This is a genomic window from Gemmatimonadaceae bacterium, assembly GCA_020846935.1.
GTDB lineage: Bacteria > Gemmatimonadota > Gemmatimonadetes > Gemmatimonadales > Gemmatimonadaceae > RBC101.
Window position 1 is genome coordinate 94,419 of sequence record JADLCY010000001.1, and the last position, 23,616, is coordinate 118,034.

Sequence of the window (23,616 nt, forward strand, 5' to 3'; positions counted from 1 at the left end):
GCGGGATCGTCTCCGCCACGTCGGCGACGATGACTATCGCGCTACTTCACGCGATCGGCGCCAAGGATCACCACAGGCGTCACCAGATTCTGTGCGTTGGCCGGTTCGCCCTGGATGCGCCGTGCCACGTCGAGCCCGCGCACGACGCGCCCAAACGCGGCGAAGCCCTGCCCGTCGAGGTTCCGCTTGCCACCAAAGTCCAGCGCGGGCTGCGGACCGAGGCAGATGAAGAAGCTCGACGTGGCCGTGTTGGGTCCCGCGCGTGCCATGGAGATGGTTCCGTCGAGGTGGCTGAGCCCCGTCACCGACGTTCGCTCCAGTTCGATCGGAGGGAAGCCCTGCCCTCGCTTCTCGCGGCTTTGTCCGGCCTGGATAACGTCGATGCGAATCGAGTCCGTCGGCTGATTGTCGGCACGGACCACGCGATAGAACGAACCGTTGGTGAAGAACCCCCCGTCCACGTAGCGCAGGAAGTTGGTTCCCGTGATGGGAGCACGAACGGTATCGATCTCGACTTCGATCTCGCCGCGTTCCGTACGGAAGATGACGTGCGGGAGCTGCTGGGCCTGGAGCGAGGAGGTCAGCCCGACAACGGCGGCTAGCGCGGGAATGATGGCGAGACGCATGTCAGGACCAGGCGGGGCAGCGAGCCGGTGGCGTTCCGGGGGGCGTACCTTGCGCTGGCGCCGGCGGACCATCGCGTACGTCCATGAGCTCGACGTCGAAGATGAGCGTCGCCTTCGGTGGAATCACTGGCGGGCGACCCCGCACGCCGTACGCGAGCTGATAGGGAACGATCAGCCGGCGGCGGCCGCCGACCTTCATACCCTCGAAACCCTGATCCCACCCCGGGATGACCGCGCGGCGCCCTTGCTGGAACGGCAGCGGGGTACGCGGCTGTCCGTTGCTGGCGGTGTCACGCGAGGAATCGAACTTCTTGCCGTCAGTGAGCCAGCCCGTGTAGTGCACATAGTAGCACTTGTCCGGGGCGGCCTCGGCGCCGGTGCCCTGCACAACATCGATGTAGCGCATCGTGAACTGCGTGCGCTCCTTGCCCTGCACGGGTGGCGGTGTGGGTCCCTTGGGACCGCCGATGGCGCAACCACCGGCGAGAGCCGACAACGCACCGATCGCGACGAGACGAGCTTGGAGCAGCATGGGGGGGCAGCGAAGAAGGTTGGGGCAGTCTAGGAGCGGACGCGAGGGAAGTCCAGCACGGCAAGGATCCTCAACCGCGCCGCTGTCAGCGCGAAACCTGCGACGCAGCCACGACGAATCGCAGGGGCCAGTCCGCCGCCTTGCTGATGCCAATGCGCGGTGTCACGATCACGTCGCGATCCGCCACGGCAGTGCCTGCCACGATGCGGAGCGGGCCGCGGTCGAGGCGCGCTCCGTTGTGTCGCCGGTCGATGTCGAGCGCGCGGCACAGCTTGCCCGGCCCGTTGGCCAGGTCGCGCTCGCGCACGGCGCCGCGACGACGGCGCATGAGCGGCAACCCGATCAGCGGCTCGATCGCCCGGATGAGCACCGCGCTGCCGTAGCCTTCTTCACGGGTCACGGCGTTGAAGCACCAATGCATGCCGTAGATGAAGTACACGTACGCGGTGCCGGGCGGTCCGTGCAGCGGCTCGGTGCGCGGCGTGCGCCCGGCCGCCGCATGGCACGCGGGATCGTGGGGCCCGAGGTACGCCTCGGTCTCGACAATGCGTCCGGCACATCGCCCGTCGGCGGTGCGATGCACCAGCACCATGCCTAACAAGTCGCGCGCCACGAGCTCGGCGTCGCGATCGTAGAACGCCGGCGGGAGCGGAGGCCCGAAACGCGCACGCCGCGCTTGGGGCGCGGCGTGGCGTGATGTCATGCGCCTGCGGCCGCTTTCTTCGCGGCCCTGGGCCTGGCCTTTGGCGGCTTCTTTTCCGCTTTGGGCGCTTCGGTCGGTTTGGCGTCCTTGCGCACCGCTTTGGTCTTGGGGAGCGCCTTGGCCTTCTTTGTCGCGGGCTTTGCCGCCGCCGGCGCGCTCGAGACGTCAGGCGCGGGTGCGGGCGGGGCCTCCACGACGCCTACGAGCAGCAGGTCGGGCGGCGGGCCCGCCGCGCCTCGACGAGCCGGGATGCCGCGCGGACCCATGCCTCGCGGGGTACTCGGCGACGTTGGCGCCGGACGCGCGGGTGTCGCGGCGGCTTCGGCCGCCTTCACCTGGTCCGCCACGCTCGCCGCCTTGGCCGGCAGCGACACCTCGTAGTCATCGCCACGACGGCGCAGGTCGATCACCTCGGCGTCGTGCGCATCGCGCAGAATGCGATGGAAGTTGCGCTCACCGAGCGACTCCGAATCGCGGCCGAGGAGCGCAAACGCCTTCTGGCGCACGTCGCTGGAGAGAGCGGCATCGTCGCCGCTCACGAGGGCGCCGGCGGCGCTGCGCACGAGATCGAAGGCTTCCTGCCTCGTCAGGCGCTCACCGCTGCGACCGATGGCATCACGGCTCTCGCTTCGCGACGGCGCGGGCGCGGGCGCGGCGGACGGAGCCGCCGGCGGGTTCGGCGCGGGCTGCGCCGCGGACGTCGACTCACCGGTGGGAGGGGCGGCGCGCTCCGCGGAGGCACCGGGGCGATCACGGTCGCGATCACGATCCCGCCCGCGACCGCGACGACCGCGTCGATCCCGCCGCTCCTCACGCGACGACTCGCCGTTCGCCGACGCGGCCGGACGCGACGCATCGGCCGGAGCCGCAGGGGTCGTCGCGCCTTTGCCCTCGCTGGGAGACACTTCGAGCTGACCGTTCTCCAGCTTCGTGATCTTCACGAGCCCCTTCTCCGAGGCGTCCTGCACGAAGCGCGAGAACTTGGAGTACCCGTGGCCAACGCTCTTCTCGTCGAACGATGCGTCAATGTCCTGCATCACCTGCTTGAGCCGGTCGGAACGCATCACGTCGCCGTTCTTCTGCATCCGTCCGATCGCCTCGACGACCAGCTCCCACGGATCCCACTTCACCACTTCCTCGTCGCTCTGCTTCACGAGGCCGGCAAGGGCGTTGTAGGAGTAGTACTCGTCACAGTTCATGACGAGCAGGTCGCTCGACGACTCACGGATCCCGACGCCGATGACGTACTTGCCGTACTCCTTGAGCTTGGTGACCAGCGAGGCGAAGTCGGAGTCGCCGGACAGCAGGATGTAGGTCCCGATCTCGGGTCGGGTGAAGACGAGTTCGATCGCGTCCACCGCGAGCCGGATATCGGTCGCGTTCTTTTTCGACGACCCGTAGGCCGGCGCCATGATCATGTCGATCGACGACTCGGCGAGCGGCACGATGTATTGCGGATAGCGGCGCCAGTCGGCGTACGCGCGCTGCACGGCCACCTTGCCCTTGATGATCTCGGAGCCCAGGAGGTTGCGAAGTTCCCCGGCGAGGTCGGAGCGGATGCCCATCGTGACGTTGTCGAAGTCGATGAGCAGCGCGGCGTTGGGGGCGTGCTGGGTCGGGGCGCCATACCCCGCCGTCATGGCCTGTGGGCCCCGGTGCAACGGGGCGATCGGCGAGCGCGGGGCGCCATGCCGAGTGGAACGGGATTGCATGTCGTTCGGATGATGGTGTGCGCGGCACCCCCCATGGGCACCAGCTCGTGAATCAGTCGGCAGCGGCGCGGCACACGTAGACACGCCGATCACGACGCGGGACTCGAAGGGCCGGAACGACTTGCGCCGAAGCGTCGAGATCCCTGCTCCCCACGGCCGCCGCGCGCGCACCGACTCCCCGCGCCTATCACGGAGACACCGATGTCGCACTGCGAACCGGCGCGAGTGTCGGAATCCGACAGCCGCGCACTGGGCAACGCCTTACAACATATGGGCTTGCGATGGACGGTACCAGTGGGGGCTCCCTGCGGCGCGTCCACCCCGCCTGGCAATCGGTCCGCACCTGGGCCGCCGGACCGCAGGATCTCCGCGACGTGACCCTCGCCATGGACCGCGGCACCCCCGCGCGGTCCCCGCCCGCGCGAATGGCCGCCAGCCCACCGCGTCGCGAAGGGCCGCGCGCGGACCCGCACACGCTTATCACGCCTCCCACAGCGGCCTACCTTCTCACCAGGCGCCGCAGGCTCACGCGCCCATCCCCCCGGCACGTGTCGAAACAACACTCCCCACCTCGCGTAGGGCGCTCGTGAAGCCACTGGACTTCAGGAAGCGGCTGTTCCTCGTCCTGTCGATGTTCGCCCTGCTCCCGGCCGCAGTGCTCACGGGGGCGTGGACGGTGGCGGTGTGGCGTGCGCTGCCGTTCGCGGCGGCGGGGGCGGCGTGGGAGCGGGTCGCAGCGTCGGGCGAACGTGCCAGCGAAGCGGTGCGCGATGCACCGCTCAGCGACGCCCAGCGCCAGGCGCTCGCGACCCACGAACGGGAGTTGCATGCCTCGGTCGTGCAGGCGCGCCGGCTGGATTTCGTGGCTCGCCGGTTTGCGCCGGTGGTCATCGCAGTCGCAATCGCAGCGCTCGTGCTGCTCTGGATCGTCGCCTCACGCGTGGCCGGGCACCTCAGCCGGCAACTGAGCCGGCCGATCCACGAACTCGTCGGATGGACGGAGATGATCGAACAGGGGATGCAGCCACCGACCGCAGGTACCGCAAGGGGAGCGCCCGAGTTCGAGACGCTGCGCCAGCGCATGCGCGCCATGAGCACGGAACTCGCCGCTGGCCGCGAGCGCGCCGTTGAAGCCGAGCGACTCGTAGCGTTCCGCGAAACGGCGCGACGGGTGGCTCACGAGCTCAAGAACCCACTCACTCCGATGCAGCTGGCCATCGCGACCGTCAAACGCGCGGCCCCGGATTCCCTGCACGAAAGCGTCCGCGTGCTCGAGGAAGAAACGGCCCGCCTGGCCCGCATGGCCCGGAGCTTTGCGCAGTTTGGGCGTCTCCCCGACGGGCAACGATCGGACGTCGACGTGGCCGAGCTGCTCCGGGCGACGGCGAGCGCCTGCGTGCCCTCGCACCTCGCACTGCGTCTGGAACTCGACGACGACCTCCCCCGCATCCGGGGCTACCACGACGCGCTGCAGCGTGCGGTCATGAACGTCGTGCTCAACGCCGTCGACGCGTGCGGCAACGCAGGGACGATCGCCATCAGCGCGACGCACCAGGGCACCCGCCTCCGTATCGAGGTCGCCGACACCGGCGCCGGCATTGCCCCCGAGCACATGGCCACGATCTGGGAGCCGTACGTGACCCACAAGGCGGGCGGGACCGGGCTGGGCCTCGCCATTGCCGAACAGGCCGTGCGCGCCCACGGCGGGTCGGTCCGCGCCGAAAGCCGGCCGGGCGAAGGAGCGCGTATCATCATGGAGCTGCCGGCCGACGCCGACACCGAGCCCTCCTCACCCAGGATGCGCTGATGGGACCCGAGTTCCTCGTTCCGATCGCCTTCTTCTTTGCCGCGGCCTCCGTCGTGCGTACGGTGCTGCGACACAAGGAGCGCCGCCTCGAACTCGAGACGCAGGGCCTGCCAGGCTCCTCCCGCGATGCGGCGATGCGGCTGGAACGCATGGAACAGGCGATCGATGCCATGGCCGTCGAGATCGAACGGATCGCCGAGGCCCAGCGATTCACCACGCGCCTGCTCGCCGAGCGCGCGGAACAGGGTCATCATCTCCCCACCAGCGAACCGAGGCGTTAGGCAATGGACGCGGACATCCTGGTCCCCGGCATGTTCTTCTTCACGGTCATCGTGATGGGCATCGGCATCCCGTGGATCCGGGCCAGGGTCCGCCAGATGGACCGCAGCAATATCGGCGCACCGGTCGACCACCAGGTGCACGACCGGCTCGCGCACATCGAGCAGGCCATCGACGCCATCGCGGTCGAAGTCGAACGCGTGGCCGAGGGCCAGCGGTTCGTCACGCGCGTACTCGCCGAGCGGGCACCGGAGCCCGCGGCGCTCCCGCGCGAGATCCCGCGATCCTGACCGATGGAGGCCAGAGTGCAAACGCAGAACGACGTACGGCGCGAGATCAGGGATGGCGTGCGACACACGGTTCGCGAGGTGGCGCAGGTCGTCACCGGTCCCGACGGCCCTCCCATCGCGCTCGGCCAGGGGGTCGGCACCGGACCCGTCATTTCGGTGGGCCCGGACGGGCCCGTGATCGTCACGGGTGCCGCACAGCGCCAGGCCATGCTCGACGCGCTGCGGGGCGAGATCGCCGCCGCGCGCGCCGAGATCGAGCAGCTCACGAACCGCTTCACCACGGACCTGTCCAACGCCCGTGAGCAGGCTCTCAGCATGCAGCTCGACGCGGCGGCCAAACGAATGCAGCTGCTCCAGCTGCGCTACGACGAACTGGCCACGCAAGGCACCGGGAGCATTCGCGTTCCACCGCCGGCCGAACGTCCGGCGATCCCTCCCGACGTCCGCAACATGGTGCAGTGGCTCACCGGAACGGTCGCGATCACGATCGTCTCCATCGTGCTCATCCGGTCCGTCGTCCGCTGGTTCGAAAAGCGCCAGGAGCGAGCGCCGCTCCCCAGTGACCTCGGTACGCGGCTCGGGCGCATGGAGCAGGCGATCGAGGCCGTGGCCATCGAAGTCGAGCGCATCTCCGAAAGCCAGCGCTACACCACGAAGGTCCTCAACGAAGGCCGAACACTCCCGGCGCCGGCACCCGCCGAGTCGTGGCCGGCCGCTGCCGAACGGGAAGCCCTCCCGGTTCGTTCCTCAGGCCAGAAATGATCGTGCAAACGACCGCGCCGACCCCACCGGTTCCCCCTGCAGCACCGGCACAGGGACTCGCCACCATGAATCAGGAACGAGCGATCGAACTGGTCCAGGCGCAGATTGCCGGCATCAAGAAAGAGATCGCCGACCTGACGGGACAGCTCGTGCCCGGCACGTCCGACGCGCGCGAAAATGTCATCAACGACCAGATCTCCGCGGCGTCCGATCGCCTCGAGTCCCTGCAGGAACAGCTCGATCGCCTGATCACCGGCGAGCCGTTCCCGGGCACCACGCAGCCACCGTTCGTGCCGCCGGATCCCAATGACATCCCGGCCGGCGTGCAGAGCCTGCTCGAGATGGGACTCGCGGGGGCCGTGCTCGTCGCCCTGGGCCTGCCCATCGTGCGGCTCATCGCGCGACGCCTGGAGCCGCGTCCCCGCGTGGACCCCACCGCCGACCCGACGCCGCGCTTCGATCGCATCGAGCAGGCCATGGACGCCGTGGCCATCGAGGTCGAACGGATCTCCGAAGGCCAGCGCTACACCAACAAGGTGCTGGCCGACCTGAAGGCGCTGCCCGCCCCGAACCCGGTGGAGCAGTGGCCACTCAAGGCGCGCGCTGAGGAGAAGCTGAGGTAACCCGTGCCGACCGTGCTCATCGTCGACGACGAGCCCAACATCCGCCGCATGGTCGGCGCGCTGCTGGGCGCGGAAGGCTATGAGGTGCGAGAGGCCGCGGACGGACGCGCTGGCCTGGCGTCCGCGACGGACAGCGAGCCGGACGTCGCGCTCGTGGACCTGATGATGCCCGGTGACATGGACGGCATCGCGACGCTGACCGCGCTCCGCGAACGATGCCCGAACCTGCCGGTCGTCATGATGAGCGGGAAGGCGGGACTCAGCGATGCCGTGCGGGCCACCCGGCTCGGCGCCTTCACGTTCCTCGAAAAGCCGCTGTCCCCCGAAGTCGTGATGCTCGCCCTCGCCTCGGCGCTGGAACTCCGCGAGGCGAAGCGCGAGGCTGCGTCACTGCGCGCGGACCTCGGCCTCACCGGCGAGATGGTGGGCATGAGTGAGGCGATGCAGGAGCTGCGTGCGCTCATCGCCCGCGTGGGGCCCACCGACTCGCGCGTGCTCATCACCGGGGAGTCGGGAACGGGAAAGGAGCTCGTGGCGGCGGCGGTGCACCAGGCGAGCGCACGCCGCGACCGCGCGTTCATCCGGGTGAACTGCGCGGCGATTCCGCGCGACCTCGTGGAAAGCGAGATGTTCGGCCACGAGCGCGGCGCGTTCACGGGTGCCGTTGAGCGTCGCATCGGCAAGTTCGAGCTCGCCCATCGCGGCACGCTGCTGCTCGACGAGGTCGGCGACCTCGGGCAGGAAGCGCAGGCCAAGCTGCTGCGCGCGATCGAGGCCGGCGAGGTGGAGCGCGTGGGCGGCGGCAAGCCGATCCCGGTGGACACGCGCCTCATCGCGGCCACCAACAAGGATCTGCAGCGGGCGTCGCGTGACGGCGCGTTCCGAGAAGACCTGTACTTTCGCCTGAACGTCATCCCGATTGCCCTTCCGCCCCTGCGGGAGCGGGCCAGCGATCTTCCGCTTCTCGTCAGGCACTTCTCGGCACTGACCCGCGTCCGCACCGGCCGCGTCCTTCCGGAGTGGGGCGATGATGCCCTCCTGCTCATGCAGCGCTACCGATGGCCCGGCAACGTCCGTGAGCTGGCCAACATCGTGGAGCGCCTCATCATCCTGCACCCCGGTCAGCGCATCGCCGCCGAGGACGTGCGACGGGTGATCGCGATCGCCGAGACGCCGGACTCCGTGCGGGCCGTCCCGGCGTCGAGCGAGACATTCGATGCCCCGCTGAGCGACCTGCTCGACGACTACGAGCGACTGTTGATCACGCGCGCGCTGGCCGCCGCAGGCGGCAACGTCGCCGAAGCGGCCCGCCGGCTGCAGACCGACCGTCCCAATCTCTATCGGCGGATGAAGCGCCTCGAGATCGCACCGGAGAGCGCTTCCGCGCATACGGGGTGACACGGACGGTGACCCCGGGCGCGGACACCTCCTGCGCCGCGGGACTCGCCGACGCGCGTGGAAGTCATTGCCCCACAGGCGGTCGCCTCACATGGTTGAAAGTGGTACGCGGCGTGCAACGCGCCACGGTCGTTCACCCTACGGGAGCTGGTATGCGCATCGTGCGGACTGTGGCGAGCCTGAGCCTGATGGTCGTGTCGACGGCCGGGGCGCAGTCGCTGGACCAGCGGGCCCTGCCGACGGAAGTCGCCGACGAGGTCATCAGGGTCTTCAATGCATCGGGCACGCGTCGCGTGGATGGCCGGCTGCGGGTGGAGGCCGGTGAGGAGGTAGCGCGGGATCTTGCCGTCATCGGTGGTCCGTTGACCATCGCCGGCCGCGTAACCGGTCGCATCGTGGCGGTCAACGCCACGGTGGAGCTGGTAAGCGGCGGGTCGGTCAATGGCGACATCCTGGTCGTCGGTGGGAGCGTGGTCGGTCGCGAACTGGCTGAGGTCTCGGGAACGATCAGGACGTACAGCGCGCGTCTCGCCTTTCGCCGCGACGGGGAGTTGATCACGCGGCGCAGCGTGGACGACGACGCGGACGAGGGCCTTCGCTGGTGGCAGCGGCAGGATCGCTGGCGTGACCGCGGCTGGGGCGACATCCGGCTCGTGTCGGCGCGCACCTACAACCGTGTCGAAGGCCTCCCGATTCAGGTGGGCCCGGCGTTCGGACGTGAGATGGACTGGGGGCGGGTCTCGGTGGACGCGTTAGGCATCATTCGCAGCGCCGATCGGTTCGAGTGGACACCGGCCAACATCGGCCACACCGCCAAAGTCGAGGTGCGAGTGGGGCGCGAGGAGGGCGTGCGCCTTGGCATCCGTCACTTCGACGTCGTGGACGCCGTGGAACCCTGGCAGCTCAGCGACTCCGAGGTCGGCCTCGCGTCCTTCTTCCTGCACCGCGACTACCGCGACTACTACAACCGGCTCGGCGGTACCGTCTACGCCTCGGCTTTCTCCGGCCGCGGCGCGGACCTTGGCATCTCGTTTTCTCAGCAGCGCTGGGCGGCGCGCGACACGCGCGATCCGTGGACCCTGTTCCGTGATACCGACCAGTGGCGCGCCAATCCGCAGATGGACGACGCCTCGTTCCACCTGCTGGGCATCACGGGTCGCTACGACTCACGGAACGACGATCGCAGCCCGTGGTCGGGGTGGCTGCTCACCGCCGAATACGAGCTGGGCAACGGCACGATCAGGCACTACGGCGCCACGTCGTCCGGCGTGCGCACGGCAACGGAGGGCGGCCGCACCACGTACGACCGCCTGCTCCTTGATCTGCGGCGCTACACGCGCGTGGCGCCCAACGCCCAGCTCAACGTTCGCGTCGCGGCCGGCGGATGGCTGAGCGGCGACGATCTGCCCCTGCAGCGCCGGTTCTCGCTCGGCGGACCCGCCAACATGCCGGGCTACGACTTCCGGCGATTCGAGCTTCGCAACGATCCGGCGGCGGTGGACTACCTGACGTGCGGCAACTACGGCGTGGCCGGCGTCCTCAATCCCGTGGGAACGCCCGGCGAGTGCGAGCGGTTTGCGCTCGCGCAGGTCGAGTTCCGCGGGGATCTCGACCTCGACCCCTTCGGCATCCTCGACGAGGATCGGCACTGGCGGCGGCGCGGGTGGGGCCGTGGCACGCAGTGGGTCGTGTTTGCCGATGCCGGTCGCGGCTGGCTCGTCGGGACGCCCGATGGCGGTCGCACGTTTGCGAAGTCCTCGTTCCCCAGGCTGTCGACGTTTCGGACCGATGTCGGCATCGGCCTCGTGCTGGACGACCTGGGGCTCTATCTGGCGAAGTCGCTGTCGCACTCCGGGGCGCCGGTCAACTTCTTCATTCGGTTGCGCCCGCGGTTCTAGTGAGGGGCGCCGGGTTCCGACGACTCGCGGCCATCGCCTTCCTGCTCGCCGCGCCACCCGGCGCGGCACAGGAGCGCCCGGCGCTGCTGGTCACGCTGCCTCCCCGCGATTCCGTGGGCGAGGTCGGGCCGCTCGTGCGCGCGAGCCATGTGCTGGACGATCGCCGCATTCGCGAACTCATGGACCATGGCTTTCCGGCGCGACTGCACTACCGCGTTGAGCTGTGGACGACCGGCGGATTGTTCAACCGCATGCTGCGCGCGGTCGAGTGGGACCTCGGCGTGCGCTACGACCCGATGGGGCGAACCTTCGAGGCGGTGCGCGTGACCGGCGACTCGGTGAGCAGCCTCGGCGTGTTCCGCGACTACACCTCGGCAGCAGCGGAAGTCGAGCGTGCCTACCGCCCGGTGTTCCGGCCTCCGCCTTCCGGAGCGCGGTTGTACTACAACGTCACGCTGACGCTCGAGATGATGTCGGTGGGCGATCTCGACGAGCTGGTGCGCTGGGTCCGTGGCGACCTCGGGCCGGCGGTGCGCGGGCAGAGGAACCCCGGCACGGCGCTCGGGCGCGGCGCGCGCACGCTGGTCTCCCGGCTGCTCGGCGGTGAGCGGCGCACGCTCGAGGCACGGAGCCCGCGCTTTACCGTCCCGGTGCCCGACCGTTAGATCGTTGGCCCGAGCCGGGCTGATGCGGAGGGCGACCCACCGGTAGTCCTGGAACGTCACGACGGGTGGCGGTCGCCGTCCGGGGCCCGAAGCTTCCTCGTACAGACGCTGCGCATCGCGACGCCGCATCTGCCTGCGCCGCCCCGGGGGTGTGCGGCCGGAGATCCCTGACGGATCCGGTGCAGTTGCGGGACATCGGGCGGACGCCGCCGCCCGATGCGACCTTCAGCCGTGCGCCCGGCGCTCGAATCCTTCGAGCCGGCGCAGTGTTTCGGCGCCGTAGAACATGCGGATGTAGCGCGACTGGATCGGCGTGAGGCGACGCACCGCCCAGCTCAGGTGCACGAAGTGCGGCTCGACGGGCGGATGCATCGGGTGCATCCCGATTTCGCTCGGGAGCCGGTTCGACTTGCGCGTGTTGCACGACGAACAGGCCGTGACAACGTTGGTCCACTCGTTCGTGCCGCCGCGCGACAACGGAATCAGGTGATCGCGCGTCAGGGCCTCACGCGGCTTGAGATCGAACGCCGCGCGGCCGCAGTACTGGCACGTGTACTCGTCCCTCGCAAACAGGAACGTATTCGTAACCTGCCGCCGGAACTTCCGTGGGACGTGGATGAATCGTGTCAGGCGAATGACCGAAGGGCGCGGGAGGGTCAGCCGCTCGCTGCGCATCACCTTGCCCGTATCCGCTTCGACGATCTCCGCCTTGCCATCGATCACCAGGCGCAGGGCACGCTTGAGCGGAACCATGGTCAATGGTTCGAACGATGCATTGAGTGCGAGACAGCCTACGAGCACCGGGACCTCCTGTCCCTGAAAACGAAACTCCCGTCCAATGCCATGGGACGGGAGCAGACACCAGCACCGCGCACTGCACGCGGACTGCTCCAGCCACCCCTGATGAGGGCCCTGCTTGCACGCTCGCTTGCTGAGTGTGGGCGACCCAACGCGCCGGTCGTGATCATGCCGGCACGCTCACGGGTACCGGGGTCAGCCAACCATGACGATCGGGGAGCCGCCCCTTGGCGATTCCCATGAACTCCTGCTGGATCCGGCGGGTGATCTCGCCGGGCTTTCCTGCCCCGACCGGCAGACGGTCCACCGAGCGAATCGGCGTGATCTCCGCCGCCGTCCCGGTAAAGAACGCCTCGTCCGCGAGGTAGAGCATCTCGCGCGGCAACTGCGCTTCACGGACCTCCAGATCCATGTCGCGGGCGAGCCGCATCACCGTGTCCCTCGTGATGCCGTGCAGGATGCCGTTGGCGATCTGCGAGGTGTAGAGCACACCATCACGAACGAGGAAGAGGTTTTCGCCACTGCCCTCGGCAATGAAGCCGAACGAGTCCAGCATGATGCCTTCGCTGTAGTCGTCCTGCTTGGCCTCCACCTTGGAAAGGCCGGAATTCATGTAGTTCCCGCCGGCCTTGGCCATCGCCGGAAACGTGTCCGGCGCCGCGCGTCGCCAGCTCGAGACCCGCACGTCGACGCCCTCGGTGAGCGCCTCGTGACCCAGGTAGGCGCCCCACTTCCAGCAGATGATGAAACACTCCACGGGCACACCCACCGGGTAGAACCCCATCTGCTCGCCCGTCCGCACGACCACCGGGCGGATGTAGCATTCCCGAAGGTCGTTGGCGGCCACGGTATCCACCGTCGCCTGCACCAGCTCGTCGACGGAGTAGCGCAGCGGAAACCGATAGATCTTGGACGAATCCAGGAGCCGGCGCATGTGTTCCCGCAAGCGGAACACGGCACCGCCCGAGGGCGTCTGGTAGCACCGGATGCCCTCGAACACGGACGAGCCGTAGTGAACGACGTGCGACATGACGTGGAGTGTCGCGTCGCTCCAGTTCACGAGCTCGCCATCGCGCCAGATCTTCTGAGTCTTGCCCGAAGCAGGGTCGGCCATGGGATTCTCCGTCGCGAATACTACACAGCGCACGCCGGCAAGGGCAGGCGCGGCGGCGCTCCCTACCGAACCGCGGACGCAGCCAACACGGGCTCGGCCAGGGCGAGCGCGGCCTCGTGCACCACGGCCACGTCCGCGCGGATATCGGCCAGCAAAGCCCCATCGCGCACCAGCTCGCGCCCGGCCACGGTCACGAACCGGGCCCGCCGACCCGCCGCACCAAACACCAGGGCCGGCTCGGGGGCATGCACCGGGACGTCACCCACGCCGTCGAGCGGAAAGGCCACCAGGTCCGCGGCCAGCCCCGGCACCAGCGCACCGATCGCCTGGCCCATGCCTAACGACTCGGCGCCACCCAGGGTGGCCATGCGCAGCGCCTCGCCAGCGGAGAGCGCGTCGGGTCGCCCCAGTCGCACCCGCTGCTGGAACGCCGCCACTCGCGCCTCGTCCAGCAGGTCCACACGGTTGCTGCTCGCCACCGAGTCGCTCCCGAGCCCCACCGGGACTCCGGCCGCGCGCAGCTCCAGCAGTGGCGCGATGCCGTGGCCCAGCTTGGCGTTGGAGGCCGGGCAGTGGGCGACGCGGGATCCGCTGTCCCGCACCAGGGCAACGTCGGCCGCGTCCGCTCGGACCGCGTGCACCAGCAACGGGCGCGTGACCAGGATCCCCGTGTCGTGCAGGAGCGCGATCGGCGATCGGGCGCGCGGCGACACCGCGATTCCACGGGCACGCCAGGCCTCGGCAAACTCCCCGCTGCCTGCGCGCACCAGCGCATCCTCGGCAGCACCCTCGGCCACATGGACCGTGAGCGGGTAGCCGTCATCGAGCGCCAGGGACGCGGTCGCCCGAAAGAGCGCGTCGCTCACCGTGTACGGCGCGTGCGGCGAGACACCGACCGAGACGAGGTCCGTCGAACGGGCCCGCATCGATTCGACCTGCGTGCGCAGTGCCCCGATCGCCGAGGGGCACTGCGCGGGATCGGGGCCAAAGACCTCCCTGAAGACGATCCCGCGAACGCCCATTGAGACCATCGCGTCGAGCGAAACGCCCGAGTCGCTCACGTCGGCCCAGGTCGTGATCCCCGCCAGCAGCCCTTCGGCGAGGCCCACCCGTGCCGCCGCCAACCGACGCGCCTCCGTCATGGTGGCCTCGCGCGTCTTCGTCAGGCGGAGGATCCATTGCCTGAACGGAAGATCCTCGAGCCACCCACGCATCGGTGTGAGTTCGAGGTGCGCGTGCACGTTGACCAGCCCCGGCGTGAGCGCACAGTCGCCAAGGTCGATGCGCGGGCCGGGCGGTGCTTCCTGGACCGGCCCGACCCACACGATGCGTCCGTCTTCGATGGCGACCGCACCGCGGGCGATGGGCGCGGTGGCGATCGGCAGCACCCATCGCGCCACGTACACACGATCGATCATCGCGGAATCCTGAACGGATTCGTGGAGTCGCTCCTGGCCTTGGCCTGCGGCTTCGGGGCCACGGGGAGCGCGGCCGGACGCGCCGCCGCGGTGTCGACGTGCGGCTGGATCTGGAACGGATTGGCCGCGCACGCCGCCGACTCGGTGCCGGCAAGGAAGTAGTCGCCAGCCTGGAGCGGACCGCCGCACGTGCTCGCGAAGACCACACCATCGGGCCGAGGCCAGTCCGGGGGCACCGGCTTGCGCCGGTACACCTCGAGCATGAACTGCGTGAACGCCGGCGCCGCGAGGCGCCCGCCCTGCGCGTTCGGCATGATCTTCTTTGGCGCGTCGAAGCCCATCCAGACACCGGCCACGAGGTCAGCGGTGTACCCCACGTACCAGACATCGGCGCCGTCGTTGGTCGTCCCGGTCTTGCCACCCGACGGGACGTGGAAGCCCGCGCCCCACACGCTCCCCGCCGCCGTGCCACGCTGCACGACGCCCTTCATCATGTCGACGATGAGCCAGGCCGCCGATGGGCTCATGACCTCCTCGGACTGATACGCGGGCTTCCACAGCACCTCACCCCGCTGATTCTCGACGCGGAGAATCGCGTTAGGCGTCGAGCGCATGCCGAGGTTGGCGAACGTGGAATACGAGGCAATGAGCTGGATGGGGTAGACGTCCGCCGAACCGATGAAGATCGATGGGTATGGCGGGATGAACGTCTGCAGGCCAAAGGCGCGGGCCATCTGGATCACCGCGCTCTCGCCCACGTCCATGCCCGCGCGGATGGCGACAATGTTGCGCGACTGGGCGAACCCGGTCCGCATCGTCATCGGCCCCTCGTACTTTCCGTCGTAGTTGCGCGGGCTCCAGATCGAACCATCGACCTGCGGCAATGCGATCGGAGAGTCATCGTATACCGTCGCCGGCGCCCGCCCGTTCATCACCGCGGTGGCGTAGACAATCGGCTTGAACGTGGACCCGGGCTGCCGAAGCGCCTGCGTGGCGCGGTTGAACTTGCTGTCGTCGTAGTCGCGCCCGCCGATCAGGGCGCGGACCGCGCCGGTGCGGGGATCCAGCGCGACGAAGGCTCCCTGCAGGTAGGGCGACTCGGGGTTGGCGGAGGTCTGCGCGCCGCCGCCGCGCGCGAGGTACTGCTCCATCGTGGTGTGCGAGTACTTGCCGTACTTGCCGGACTCGATGGTGCGCATCTGCGTCTCGAGGGCACGGTCCGCGGCGGTCTGCAGGTCGAGGTCCAGCGTGGTGTAGACGCGAAGTCCCTCGTCGTACAACCGCTCGCCGAACTTCTTCTCCAGCTGCTGGCGCACCCACTCGACGAAATACGGGGCGACGTCACCGCTCTCGGTGCGCTGCGCGAGCTGCAGCGGATAGGCCTTGGCCAGCGAGGCGTCGTCGTCGGAAATCGAGCCCTGGCGGCGCATCAGCTCGATGATCGTGTTGCGCCGCATGATGGCCCGATCGGGATACCGGCGCGGGTTGTAGCGCGTCGGCGCCTTGGGGATGGCCGCGAGCGTCGCCGCCTCCGCCAGGTTGAGGTCCCGCACCGACTTGCCGAAGTAGCGCTGAGACGCCGTCTCGATGCCGAACGCCCCGGAGCCGAGGTTGATCTGGTTGAGGTACAACTCGAGGATCTTCTGCTTGGGGTACCGCGCCTCGATCATCATCGCCACGCGGCTCTCGCGAATCTTGCGCACCAGGCTGCCTAACGAAACCGAACGCTCGCGCGAGATCTGATCAGGGAACACGTTGCGCGCCAGCTGCATCGTGATCGTCGAGAACCCCTCGGCGAACGCCCCCTGGCGGAGGTTGGCCAGCATCGACCCCGGAATGCGCAGCCAGTCGATCCCGCCGTGCGAAAAGAAGCGCTTGTCTTCCGTCTGCACGAATGCGTTGCGCACCACCGGCGGAATGTCGTCATACTGCACGAGCGTCCGCCGCTCGATCCCCAGTTCCGCCACGAATCGGCCGTCCACGGCATAGAGCTTGGACGTCTGGCTCGGCTGGTAGCTGTCGAGGACCGTGACTGCGGGGCAGCGATTGCTTCGGCAGACGAGGGTCCACGCCCCGATGGCGCCGCCGAGGCCAAAGCAACCGAAGAAGACGACGGCCAGGCCGACACCCCGGGTCAGGCGTGGATGACGCGCGAACCACGAAGGGCCGGAGCGCCGAGCGGGCGTGCGGCGGAACCAGCGGGTCAGGCGATCGAGGACGCGGCGCATCGTGAAGTCGAAGGTAGGCTCCCGGCGGATGATCGGGTAGGCGCGGCGACCGGTGGCGTCGTGCGACCATGTCGTGCCGGCCCAGGGTCGCGCCTCCCAAACCGCCCAACGACAGCCTGTACCCGGTCGCCACCGCGACGTTCGCGACGGCCTTACGATGGCCGTGATCGCTGATTCCGGTCGTTCCTCGGTACTATTCCCGCATGACGACGTCTTTCATTGACGAGCTCTCCTGGCGGGGGCTCCTGCACCAGGCCACTGACGGGGCCGCCGAAGCGCTGAGCAAGGGACCGGTCTCCGGCTACATCGGGTTCGACCCCACCGGCAGCTCGCTCCACGTGGGACACCTGGTCCAGGTGATGGGACTGGTGTTCCTGCAACGCTGTGGCCATCGGCCAGTCGCCCTGGTGGGCGGCGGCACGGGCATGATCGGTGACCCCAGCGGGAGGAGCGCCGAGCGGAACCTGATCTCGCTGGAGCAGGTGACCGCCAACGCCGAGTCCATTCGCACACAGCTCTCGCGCTTCCTCGACTTCTCCGGCCCACGCGGCGCGCGGATGGTCAACAACGCCGACTGGCTCCTGTCGATGTCGCTCGTCGCGTTCCTGCGCGACGTCGGCAAGCACTTTGGCGTCAACTACATGCTGGCGAAGGATGTGGTGAAGTCCCGGCTCGAGAGCGGGATCTCGTACACGGAGTTCTCGTACATGCTCCTGCAATCGTATGATTTTCTCGAACTGTACCGGCGCGAGGGTGTCTCGCTGCAGCTTGGCGGGAGCGACCAGTGGGGCAACATCACCGCCGGCACGGAGCTCATTCGCCGTTCGATCGGCGGCGATGCGCACGGCATCACGCTGCCGCTGGTCACGACCGCCGACGGCAAGAAGTTCGGCAAGACGGCGGAGGGCACGAGCGTGTGGCTGGATGCGGCGCGAACGTCGCCGTATCGCTTCTACCAGTTCTGGATCAACGTCGACGATCGCAACGTGAAGCAGTATCTCCGCATGTTTTCGCTGCGGGAGCGCGAGGCCATCGAGGCGCTGGATCGCGACGTGGACGAGCGACCGGAATCCCGCGCGGCACAGGCGGCGTTGGCGTACGAGGTGACCGCGCGCGTGCATGGGGACGCTGCGGCCCGCGCCGCCCGGGACGCATCGCGCGTGGTGTTTGACAAACGCGCCGATGCGCATGCGCTATCGATGGACACGCTCGAGATGCTTCGCGGAGAACTCCCGCTGGCGCGGACGACCTCGACCGCCGAGGGCCTGCCGATCGTCGACCTGCTGGTGGACCTCGGCTTCGTGAAGTCCAGAGGCGAGGCGCGACGCCAGCTGCAGCAGGGCGCAGTCTCGATCAACGGGCGACGCATCGGTGCGGATGAAACCCACGTGCCGGCGAGTGACGCGCTCCACGGGAAGTTCCTGCTGGTGCGCAAGGGCGGGCGTGAGATGGGGATCGCCGAACTGAGCTGATACGCTCAGTGTGTTCATGTGTGCACGCGCCGGCGATCGAGCGTCCCGCGCTGTGGCAGCGGGCAATCTGCGATCCATGCTGCGCGACGCACGCACGTCGGCGCTTCGCTTCAGGCGCCCCGGCGACGGGCGCTGTCCGTGTGTCCGCGTGCGGAGTCGGCCCGGTGCCCTACCGACTCAACACATCGATAGCGCGCTCGACATGCTCGGCGGGCGTGAAGAAGTACGGGGCCAATCGAATCGCGCCCTCGCGCAGCGAATGCGCGATGCCGCCGGCATTCAGCCGGCTGGACATCGCCACCGGATCGGGCGGCGCGATGGAGACGATTCCCGCGCGACGATGCGGCGCGGCCGGCGTCACGAGCCGCATCTCAGCGCGTGACGCGGCCCACGCCACCAGCCGGGTCGTGCGTTCGAGCACACGCTCGGCGATGGCGGCCGGGCCGATCTCGTGCATGAGAGCAAGGCTCGCCGCCATCACAGCAAAGTCCTGGTAGGGCAGCGTGATGGCATCGAACCGGCGTGCATCGTCGCGGTAGTCGAGGCGGTAGTCGACGAGGCGCGAGAAGTCCTCGGAGCCCCGCACCGCCATCCAACTCACGTTGATGGGCTCGAGCCGGGCCGCGAGATCCTTTCCGAGGTAGGCAAAGCCAGTACCCCACGGCGAGAGGAGCCACTTCTGCCCGCCGCACACGAGGATGTCAATCGGCGTCCGCGACACGTCCAGCGTGAGGGGGCCAAGCCCCTGCATCGCATCCACGATGAAGGTGATGCCTCGCCGCCGACACTCGGCGCCAAGACGATCGAGGTCGAGCCGAACGCCACTCTCGAACGAGACCCACGACGTGGCGAGGGCCCGGGCTCCGGGTGTGTCGAGCGCCGCGACGATTGCGTCTTCGTCAAACAGACCATCGCGGCAGGCCACCTGGCGAAACGTGAATCCTCGATCCCTGGCCGCGGCCATCCACGGGTATGCGTTCGCGGGAAAGTCGCGATCGGTGCCGATGACCACGTCACCAGGCCCGAGGGGCAACGCACGGGCGGCCAGGTTGATCCCGGCCGTCGTGTTCACCGTCAGCGCGATCTCTTTCGGCGACGCGCCAATCAGGCGTGCACAGTGGGCCCGACATGCATCGAGGGCGCCGAACTGCTCCTCCGTGCCGTACCGCCACGGCATCAATCGTCGCTCGACCAGCTCGCCGGAGAGCTCGAGCGCGCGCTCCGGCAACGGGCCGGTGGAGGCGTTGTTGAGCCATACCGTGTCGCCCTCCAGCAGTCGTGGAAACTCGCGTCGGACGATGTCGTCGAGGGTCATCGGTCGTCGGGCGTGCTCGTGGTCGTGGCAAGGGCCACGGGGTCGCGAAGAGCTGGCGGCGTGTCGGCGGGCTGGCGCTTCCAGCGCCGGTGTTGCCAGAAGTACTGATCGGGATACTGCCTGACGAGTTCTTCCAGCGCACGGGTGAACGCCACGACGGTCGCCTCGACGTCCGCCTCGCGATCGCCGGTCTGCGCCACCGCGATTTCGCGGGCAAGGAACCGGTACTTCCCGCCTGGTTGTCGAACGGCGGCACAAAAGACGACTGGTGTCTCCAGTCGGAGCGCGAGGACGGCCGGCCCGCGCGGCGTGCGGGCCGGACGACCAAAGAACGGCACGTACGTGGACGCGAGGCCCAGCACCCCCTGGTCGGCGAGCAGGCCCGCCACGCGTCCTTCCTTGATCCCGCGGATCAGGTGCGACACGGAGTCGGTGTCAAACAGCACACGCATGCCGGTGCGACTCCGTGTGCGGAGCAGATAGCCGTCGAGCAACGGATTGGCCATGTGCCGCGCCACGGCATCGACGGGAATGCCATGCATCGAGAGGAACGCGCCGGTCAGTTCCCAGTTGCCCACGTGTCCCGAGCAGGCAATCAGTCGCCCCTCGCCCGCGAGGAGAGCCTGCACCACGTGGAGGTCGGACTCCGGCTCGAAGAGCGAGTCGAATGCCTTGCGCCCGAGGTGAGGCAACAGCGCCAGCTCGATGGCGACGCGACCGAGGTTGGCGTACGAGCCGCGTGCGATGGCGGCATGCCGCTCGCGGTCAAACTCTGGAAAGGCGGCCGCCACCTGGGCATCAACGACCTGCCGGCGGATCCCGAGCCGCCATCCGAGCGTGCCGAGTCCCTCACCAATGCGTCGCGCCACGTCGAACGGCACGAGGCGGAGGATGGCAACCGTCAGGCGCAACAGAGCGTACTCGAACCGATGGCGAAGCCGCGGGGTCATGTGGCGATCCCGGTGACGCGATGCGCAAACGCCCGCGTCTCGCGCGCCACGCGGTCCCAGTTGTAGTGCGTCTCCACTGCGCGACGGCCTGCGGCGCCCATGCGCCCCCTGAGGCCGGCGTCGTCGATCAGGCGGGCGATGGCTGCCGCCGCCGACGCGGCATCGCCCGACGGGATGACGAACCCGGTCTCGTCGTGTCGCACCGCCGAGCGGACGCCGCCGGAGTCTCCGGCCACGACCGGCACTCCGCTCGCCGAGGCTTCGACGAACGAGATGCCGAACCCTTCGACGTTGATGCCGTTGTCGAGCCGCGAGAGCCCCACGTACACGGTGGCCGTCGCATACGCCTCGGCCACCTCCTCGTCCGAGAGCGGTCCGCTGAAGTGCAGGCGATGGGCGACCTGGCGTGCGTTGGCGATGCGCTCCAGCCGTTCGCGGTCGGCGCCGTCCCCCACGATCAGGTACCGCACCGTCGGGCCTAACGATGCCAGCGCCTCGACCACGGTGTCCTGGCCCTTGTGCGGGACGAGCCGGGCGACGGTCACGAGCAGCGGGGCATCGCCGATCCCGAGCCGGCGCCGGAGCAGCCCGCGGTCCCGCGACGGAGCGAACTGCAGCGGATCCGTCCCAAGGTCGATCGCGGCCACTTCCGGGGCATGCCGCACGCCCGCGAGTTGCATCACGCGCCGCGCAAGATCTGCGCTCCACGCCGAGTTGGCCACGACGCCGGACGACCGCGCGAAGATGTCGCGGGCCGACCAGCGCTTGAGCGACAGCGCCCGCCCCACCTTCTGCTGTTCGCGCAACAGGTCGCCGCCGTTGACGTACACGAGGTAGGGCACGCGTACCCGCCGCGTCGCGAGCTGCACGGCGTAGCCGCAGGGACGGATGTTGCCGAGATGGATGATCGTCCGCCCACCGGCCGCCTCGTGCGCGATGCCCGCGCTCCACGCGACCTGCCTCGTCAGGCGCTTCGCCTCACGAAACGGGAACGGTTCCCGGCGGATGCGATACGCCTCCCCGCGATCGAACGCTTCAGCTCCGCTGGCCGCGACGGTGGACACCACGACCTCGTCAGGCGCGAGCCGCCGGCACAGCTCAACGTGCCGACGCGCCATGCCCCCGAGGTCGGGCGGGTAGTCCTGGGTCACAAACAGGTGGCGCATGGCGGGCAGTACGGGGAGCAGGGAATGACGGGGTGGTGGTCAGGTCTCGTGGGAGAGGACCCAAAGCTGCGCGTATTTGGCCGCAACGCTCATCGCACCAAGAACGGCGATGATCACGCCGTGAGGTCCATCGAGGAACCCTCGACGGAGCACGAGCATCGTGAAGAACCGCGCCAGGGGGCGCAGGGTCAGGTCGAGCATCGACGCCCGCCGGCCGCGCGCCGCATGCTGTTCGGCCCACCAGCGCGAGTAGCGGTGCAGCTTGTCGAAGTACTCCGAGAGCGTGGCGTACGGCGTGTGCAGCAGCGGCGCCTTCAGTGTGTCGACCGCGCCATGCACGATCACATGCTCGTGAACGGGCCGCTCGTCGTAGCGGAGGCTGCGACGAAAGAGCCGGACGGGTCGGTCGCGCTCCCAGCCGCCGTGCCGGATCTCGCGCCCCAGGAAAAAGTTCCTTCGCGGCGCCCGCCAGGCCGGCGCGCTGTCGATGTTGGCGACGACGGCACGGACTGCCTCGGCCAGGGCGGGCGTGCCGCGCTCATCGGCATCGACCACGAGGACCCACGCGTGCGACGCCCGCTCGATCGCCGCGTTGCGCTGCGCCCCGATGGTGCGGAACGGATGCGACATCACGGTCGCCCCGGCGGCGCGCGCGCGTTCGATCGTGTCGTCGGTCGAATCGTTCTCCACGACGATCACCTCGGCCGCCCACGACACGCTCGCGATGCACTCACCGATCTCCCGGCCTTCATCGCGCGCCGCAATGACGACGCTCACAGGCACCGGCGTCATGCGGGCGTCCGTCGATCGCGCGACCCGCGCGCCGCCTGCTCGAACCCGGCGAGCATGTCGCGCAGCGTGAACTCCCGCTCCACCCGCGCGCGGCCGGCAGCGCCCATCGTGGCGCGCCGCTCACGATCGGCGAGCAGCAGCGTCGTCTCGGCGGCCATGGCGGGAGGATCGAGCGTCGCCATCAGGATCCCGTGCACGCTCGGCGTGACGTATCGCATCGCCACCGGCGTGCGTTCGGCGAGCGGCACGACGCCGTGCGCCATGAGTTGCAGCATGCCGAGTCCCGCGTCGTCTCCATCGGCGACCACCCAGCCGGCGGACGCTCCCTCGAGCGCGGTTCCGATGCTCGCGGCCTGCGAGAACCACTCCACGCGCCGCGCGAGGCCGAGCGCGGAGGCGAGCACTTGCAGGTCAGGGTCGCTGGCGGCCGATCCAATCACCCGGAGCCGAAGGCCGGGGTGCTGGTGGGCGAGGAGCGCGCCAGCGCGAAGCACGTTGGTGGCCCGGCGCAGTGCCTCTCGCGTGGCAATGCACGCCAGCACGGCGTACCCATCGTCGACGATTGCCGGCGGACCATCCGGAACGGGCACGCCCAGGTCGGCGCGCAACGCGCTCATCGTGCCGCTCGGCGCCGCGTGGCCCGTGCGAGGCGTTTCGGTCGTGTAGAGGTAGCGCACCGGCCACGCCTTTTCGGCCTGGCGGGTGCGGCGCGTCGGTTCGAGCGTCTCGCCCGCACCAAGGCGCCTGACGAGCAAGCCCTTGCGAGTCTTCGTGAGCGCGCGTGCGGCGACCAGGTGCGATGCGTCGCCGTGCACGAACACGGTATCTGCCGGAAACTCAACGAGTCGCGCGGCCAGCTGCGCGGCGTCACGACCGGTTCGTCGGCGTTCGCCTTCGAGCTCGAACACCCGCGCCCGCGACGTGCGCGCGCTGCGAACGAGGTCGCTGCCCTCGGGCCCGAGGATCGCCGTCTCGTGGCCGCGCGTCGCCAGGGCATGCGCAACGGCGGTGAAGATGCGCGACGCGCCGGTCCAGGCGCCCGAGGTCTCCAGGAAGAGCAGGCGCACG

At 69.2% G+C, this 23,616-nt stretch carries 22 protein-coding genes; 9 read left to right on the top strand and 13 right to left on the bottom strand.

All coding sequences use genetic code 11. The annotated features are described in order from the left end of the window. Positions 1–41: 41 nt before the first annotated feature. The 4 genes from IT361_00475 to IT361_00490 all read right to left on the bottom strand — a co-directional run bounded on the left by IT361_00475 (position 42) and on the right by IT361_00490 (position 3,573). Positions 42–626, bottom strand: coding sequence for a peptidylprolyl isomerase (locus tag IT361_00475; protein ID MCC6316131.1), 585 nt, complete (start codon positions 624–626; stop codon positions 42–44). Position 627: 1 nt separating this feature from the next. Further along, entirely contained in the window at positions 628–1,032 is a 405-nt protein-coding gene (locus tag IT361_00480; GenBank protein MCC6316132.1) for an FKBP-type peptidyl-prolyl cis-trans isomerase, read from the bottom strand. A 211-nt stretch (positions 1,033–1,243) separates the two neighbouring features. Further along, a complete protein-coding gene (locus IT361_00485) occupies positions 1,244–1,861 on the bottom strand; it encodes a DNA-3-methyladenine glycosylase (GenBank protein MCC6316133.1) in 618 nt (205 codons plus the stop codon). After that, positions 1,858–3,573, bottom strand: a complete 1,716-nt coding sequence (locus tag IT361_00490; protein ID MCC6316134.1) for an NYN domain-containing protein — start codon at positions 3,571–3,573, stop codon at positions 1,858–1,860. The genes IT361_00485 and IT361_00490 overlap by 4 nt, the downstream gene beginning before the upstream one ends. 586 nt (positions 3,574–4,159) lie before the next feature. Here IT361_00490 and IT361_00495 point away from each other — a divergent pair. The 8 genes from IT361_00495 to IT361_00530 all read left to right on the top strand — a co-directional run bounded on the left by IT361_00495 (position 4,160) and on the right by IT361_00530 (position 11,295). Continuing rightward, the gene (locus IT361_00495) at positions 4,160–5,380 is read left to right on the top strand and encodes a HAMP domain-containing histidine kinase (GenBank protein ID MCC6316135.1); all 1,221 of its coding nucleotides are present in this window, start codon (positions 4,160–4,162) and stop codon (positions 5,378–5,380) included. Continuing rightward, positions 5,380–5,661, top strand: coding sequence for a hypothetical protein (locus IT361_00500; protein MCC6316136.1), 282 nt, complete (start codon positions 5,380–5,382; stop codon positions 5,659–5,661). The genes IT361_00495 and IT361_00500 overlap by 1 nt, the downstream gene beginning before the upstream one ends. A gap of 3 nt (positions 5,662–5,664) precedes the next feature. Continuing rightward, on the top strand, positions 5,665–5,949 hold the full coding sequence (locus tag IT361_00505) for a hypothetical protein (GenBank protein MCC6316137.1): 285 nt from the start codon (positions 5,665–5,667) through the stop codon (positions 5,947–5,949). Positions 5,950–5,964: 15 nt separating this feature from the next. Continuing rightward, on the top strand, positions 5,965–6,711 hold the full coding sequence (locus IT361_00510) for a hypothetical protein (GenBank protein MCC6316138.1): 747 nt from the start codon (positions 5,965–5,967) through the stop codon (positions 6,709–6,711). Positions 6,712–6,776: 65 nt separating this feature from the next. Then, entirely contained in the window at positions 6,777–7,334 is a 558-nt protein-coding gene (locus tag IT361_00515) for a hypothetical protein (GenBank protein ID MCC6316139.1), read from the top strand. Between the two features lie 3 nt (positions 7,335–7,337). Continuing rightward, positions 7,338–8,732, top strand: coding sequence for a sigma-54-dependent Fis family transcriptional regulator (locus IT361_00520; GenBank protein MCC6316140.1), 1,395 nt, complete (start codon positions 7,338–7,340; stop codon positions 8,730–8,732). A 152-nt stretch (positions 8,733–8,884) separates the two neighbouring features. Next, positions 8,885–10,630: a BamA/TamA family outer membrane protein gene (locus IT361_00525; GenBank protein ID MCC6316141.1), complete on the top strand. Its 1,746-nt coding sequence runs from the start codon at positions 8,885–8,887 to the stop codon at positions 10,628–10,630. Then, positions 10,630–11,295 (top strand): hypothetical protein, encoded by a 666-nt coding sequence (locus IT361_00530; GenBank protein MCC6316142.1) that lies wholly within the window; start codon positions 10,630–10,632, stop codon positions 11,293–11,295. The genes IT361_00525 and IT361_00530 overlap by 1 nt, the downstream gene beginning before the upstream one ends. A 225-nt stretch (positions 11,296–11,520) precedes the next feature. On the opposite strand, the gene IT361_00535 is transcribed toward IT361_00530, so the two are convergent. The 4 genes from IT361_00535 to IT361_00550 form a co-directional block, all read right to left on the bottom strand. Beyond that, a complete protein-coding gene (locus IT361_00535) occupies positions 11,521–12,096 on the bottom strand; it encodes an HNH endonuclease (GenBank protein MCC6316143.1) in 576 nt (191 codons plus the stop codon). Positions 12,097–12,259: 163 nt separating this feature from the next. Continuing rightward, complete coding sequence (locus IT361_00540) at positions 12,260–13,207, bottom strand: branched-chain amino acid transaminase (GenBank protein ID MCC6316144.1); 948 nt, start codon at positions 13,205–13,207, stop codon at positions 12,260–12,262. A gap of 62 nt (positions 13,208–13,269) precedes the next feature. After that, positions 13,270–14,625 carry an amidohydrolase family protein gene (locus tag IT361_00545; GenBank protein MCC6316145.1) on the bottom strand — a complete coding sequence of 452 codons (1,356 nt, stop codon included), beginning with the start codon at positions 14,623–14,625 and terminating at the stop codon, positions 13,270–13,272. Continuing rightward, the gene (locus tag IT361_00550; GenBank protein MCC6316146.1) at positions 14,622–16,853 is read right to left on the bottom strand and encodes a PBP1A family penicillin-binding protein; all 2,232 of its coding nucleotides are present in this window, start codon (positions 16,851–16,853) and stop codon (positions 14,622–14,624) included. Before IT361_00550 ends, IT361_00545 begins: the two co-directional genes overlap by 4 nt. 203 nt (positions 16,854–17,056) lie before the next feature. Here IT361_00550 and IT361_00555 point away from each other — a divergent pair, with 203 nt between their 5' ends. Further along, complete coding sequence (locus tag IT361_00555) at positions 17,057–18,325, top strand: tyrosine--tRNA ligase (protein ID MCC6316147.1); 1,269 nt, start codon at positions 17,057–17,059, stop codon at positions 18,323–18,325. A 169-nt stretch (positions 18,326–18,494) separates the two neighbouring features. On the opposite strand, the gene IT361_00560 is transcribed toward IT361_00555, so the two are convergent. From IT361_00560 to IT361_00580, 5 genes are read right to left on the bottom strand one after another with little or no spacing between them, the layout of a single operon-like run. Continuing rightward, positions 18,495–19,640, bottom strand: coding sequence for an aminotransferase class V-fold PLP-dependent enzyme (locus IT361_00560; GenBank protein MCC6316148.1), 1,146 nt, complete (start codon positions 19,638–19,640; stop codon positions 18,495–18,497). After that, complete coding sequence (locus tag IT361_00565; GenBank protein ID MCC6316149.1) at positions 19,637–20,590, bottom strand: lysophospholipid acyltransferase family protein; 954 nt, start codon at positions 20,588–20,590, stop codon at positions 19,637–19,639. The genes IT361_00560 and IT361_00565 overlap by 4 nt, the downstream gene beginning before the upstream one ends. Continuing rightward, on the bottom strand, positions 20,587–21,756 hold the full coding sequence (locus IT361_00570) for a glycosyltransferase family 4 protein (protein MCC6316150.1): 1,170 nt from the start codon (positions 21,754–21,756) through the stop codon (positions 20,587–20,589). The genes IT361_00565 and IT361_00570 overlap by 4 nt, the downstream gene beginning before the upstream one ends. Positions 21,757–21,795: 39 nt before the next feature. Continuing rightward, on the bottom strand, positions 21,796–22,548 hold the full coding sequence (locus IT361_00575; GenBank protein ID MCC6316151.1) for a glycosyltransferase family 2 protein: 753 nt from the start codon (positions 22,546–22,548) through the stop codon (positions 21,796–21,798). Beyond that, positions 22,545–23,615, bottom strand: a complete 1,071-nt coding sequence (locus IT361_00580) for a glycosyltransferase family 4 protein (GenBank protein MCC6316152.1) — start codon at positions 23,613–23,615, stop codon at positions 22,545–22,547. Before IT361_00580 ends, IT361_00575 begins: the two co-directional genes overlap by 4 nt. Between the last annotated feature and the right edge of the window lies 1 nt (position 23,616).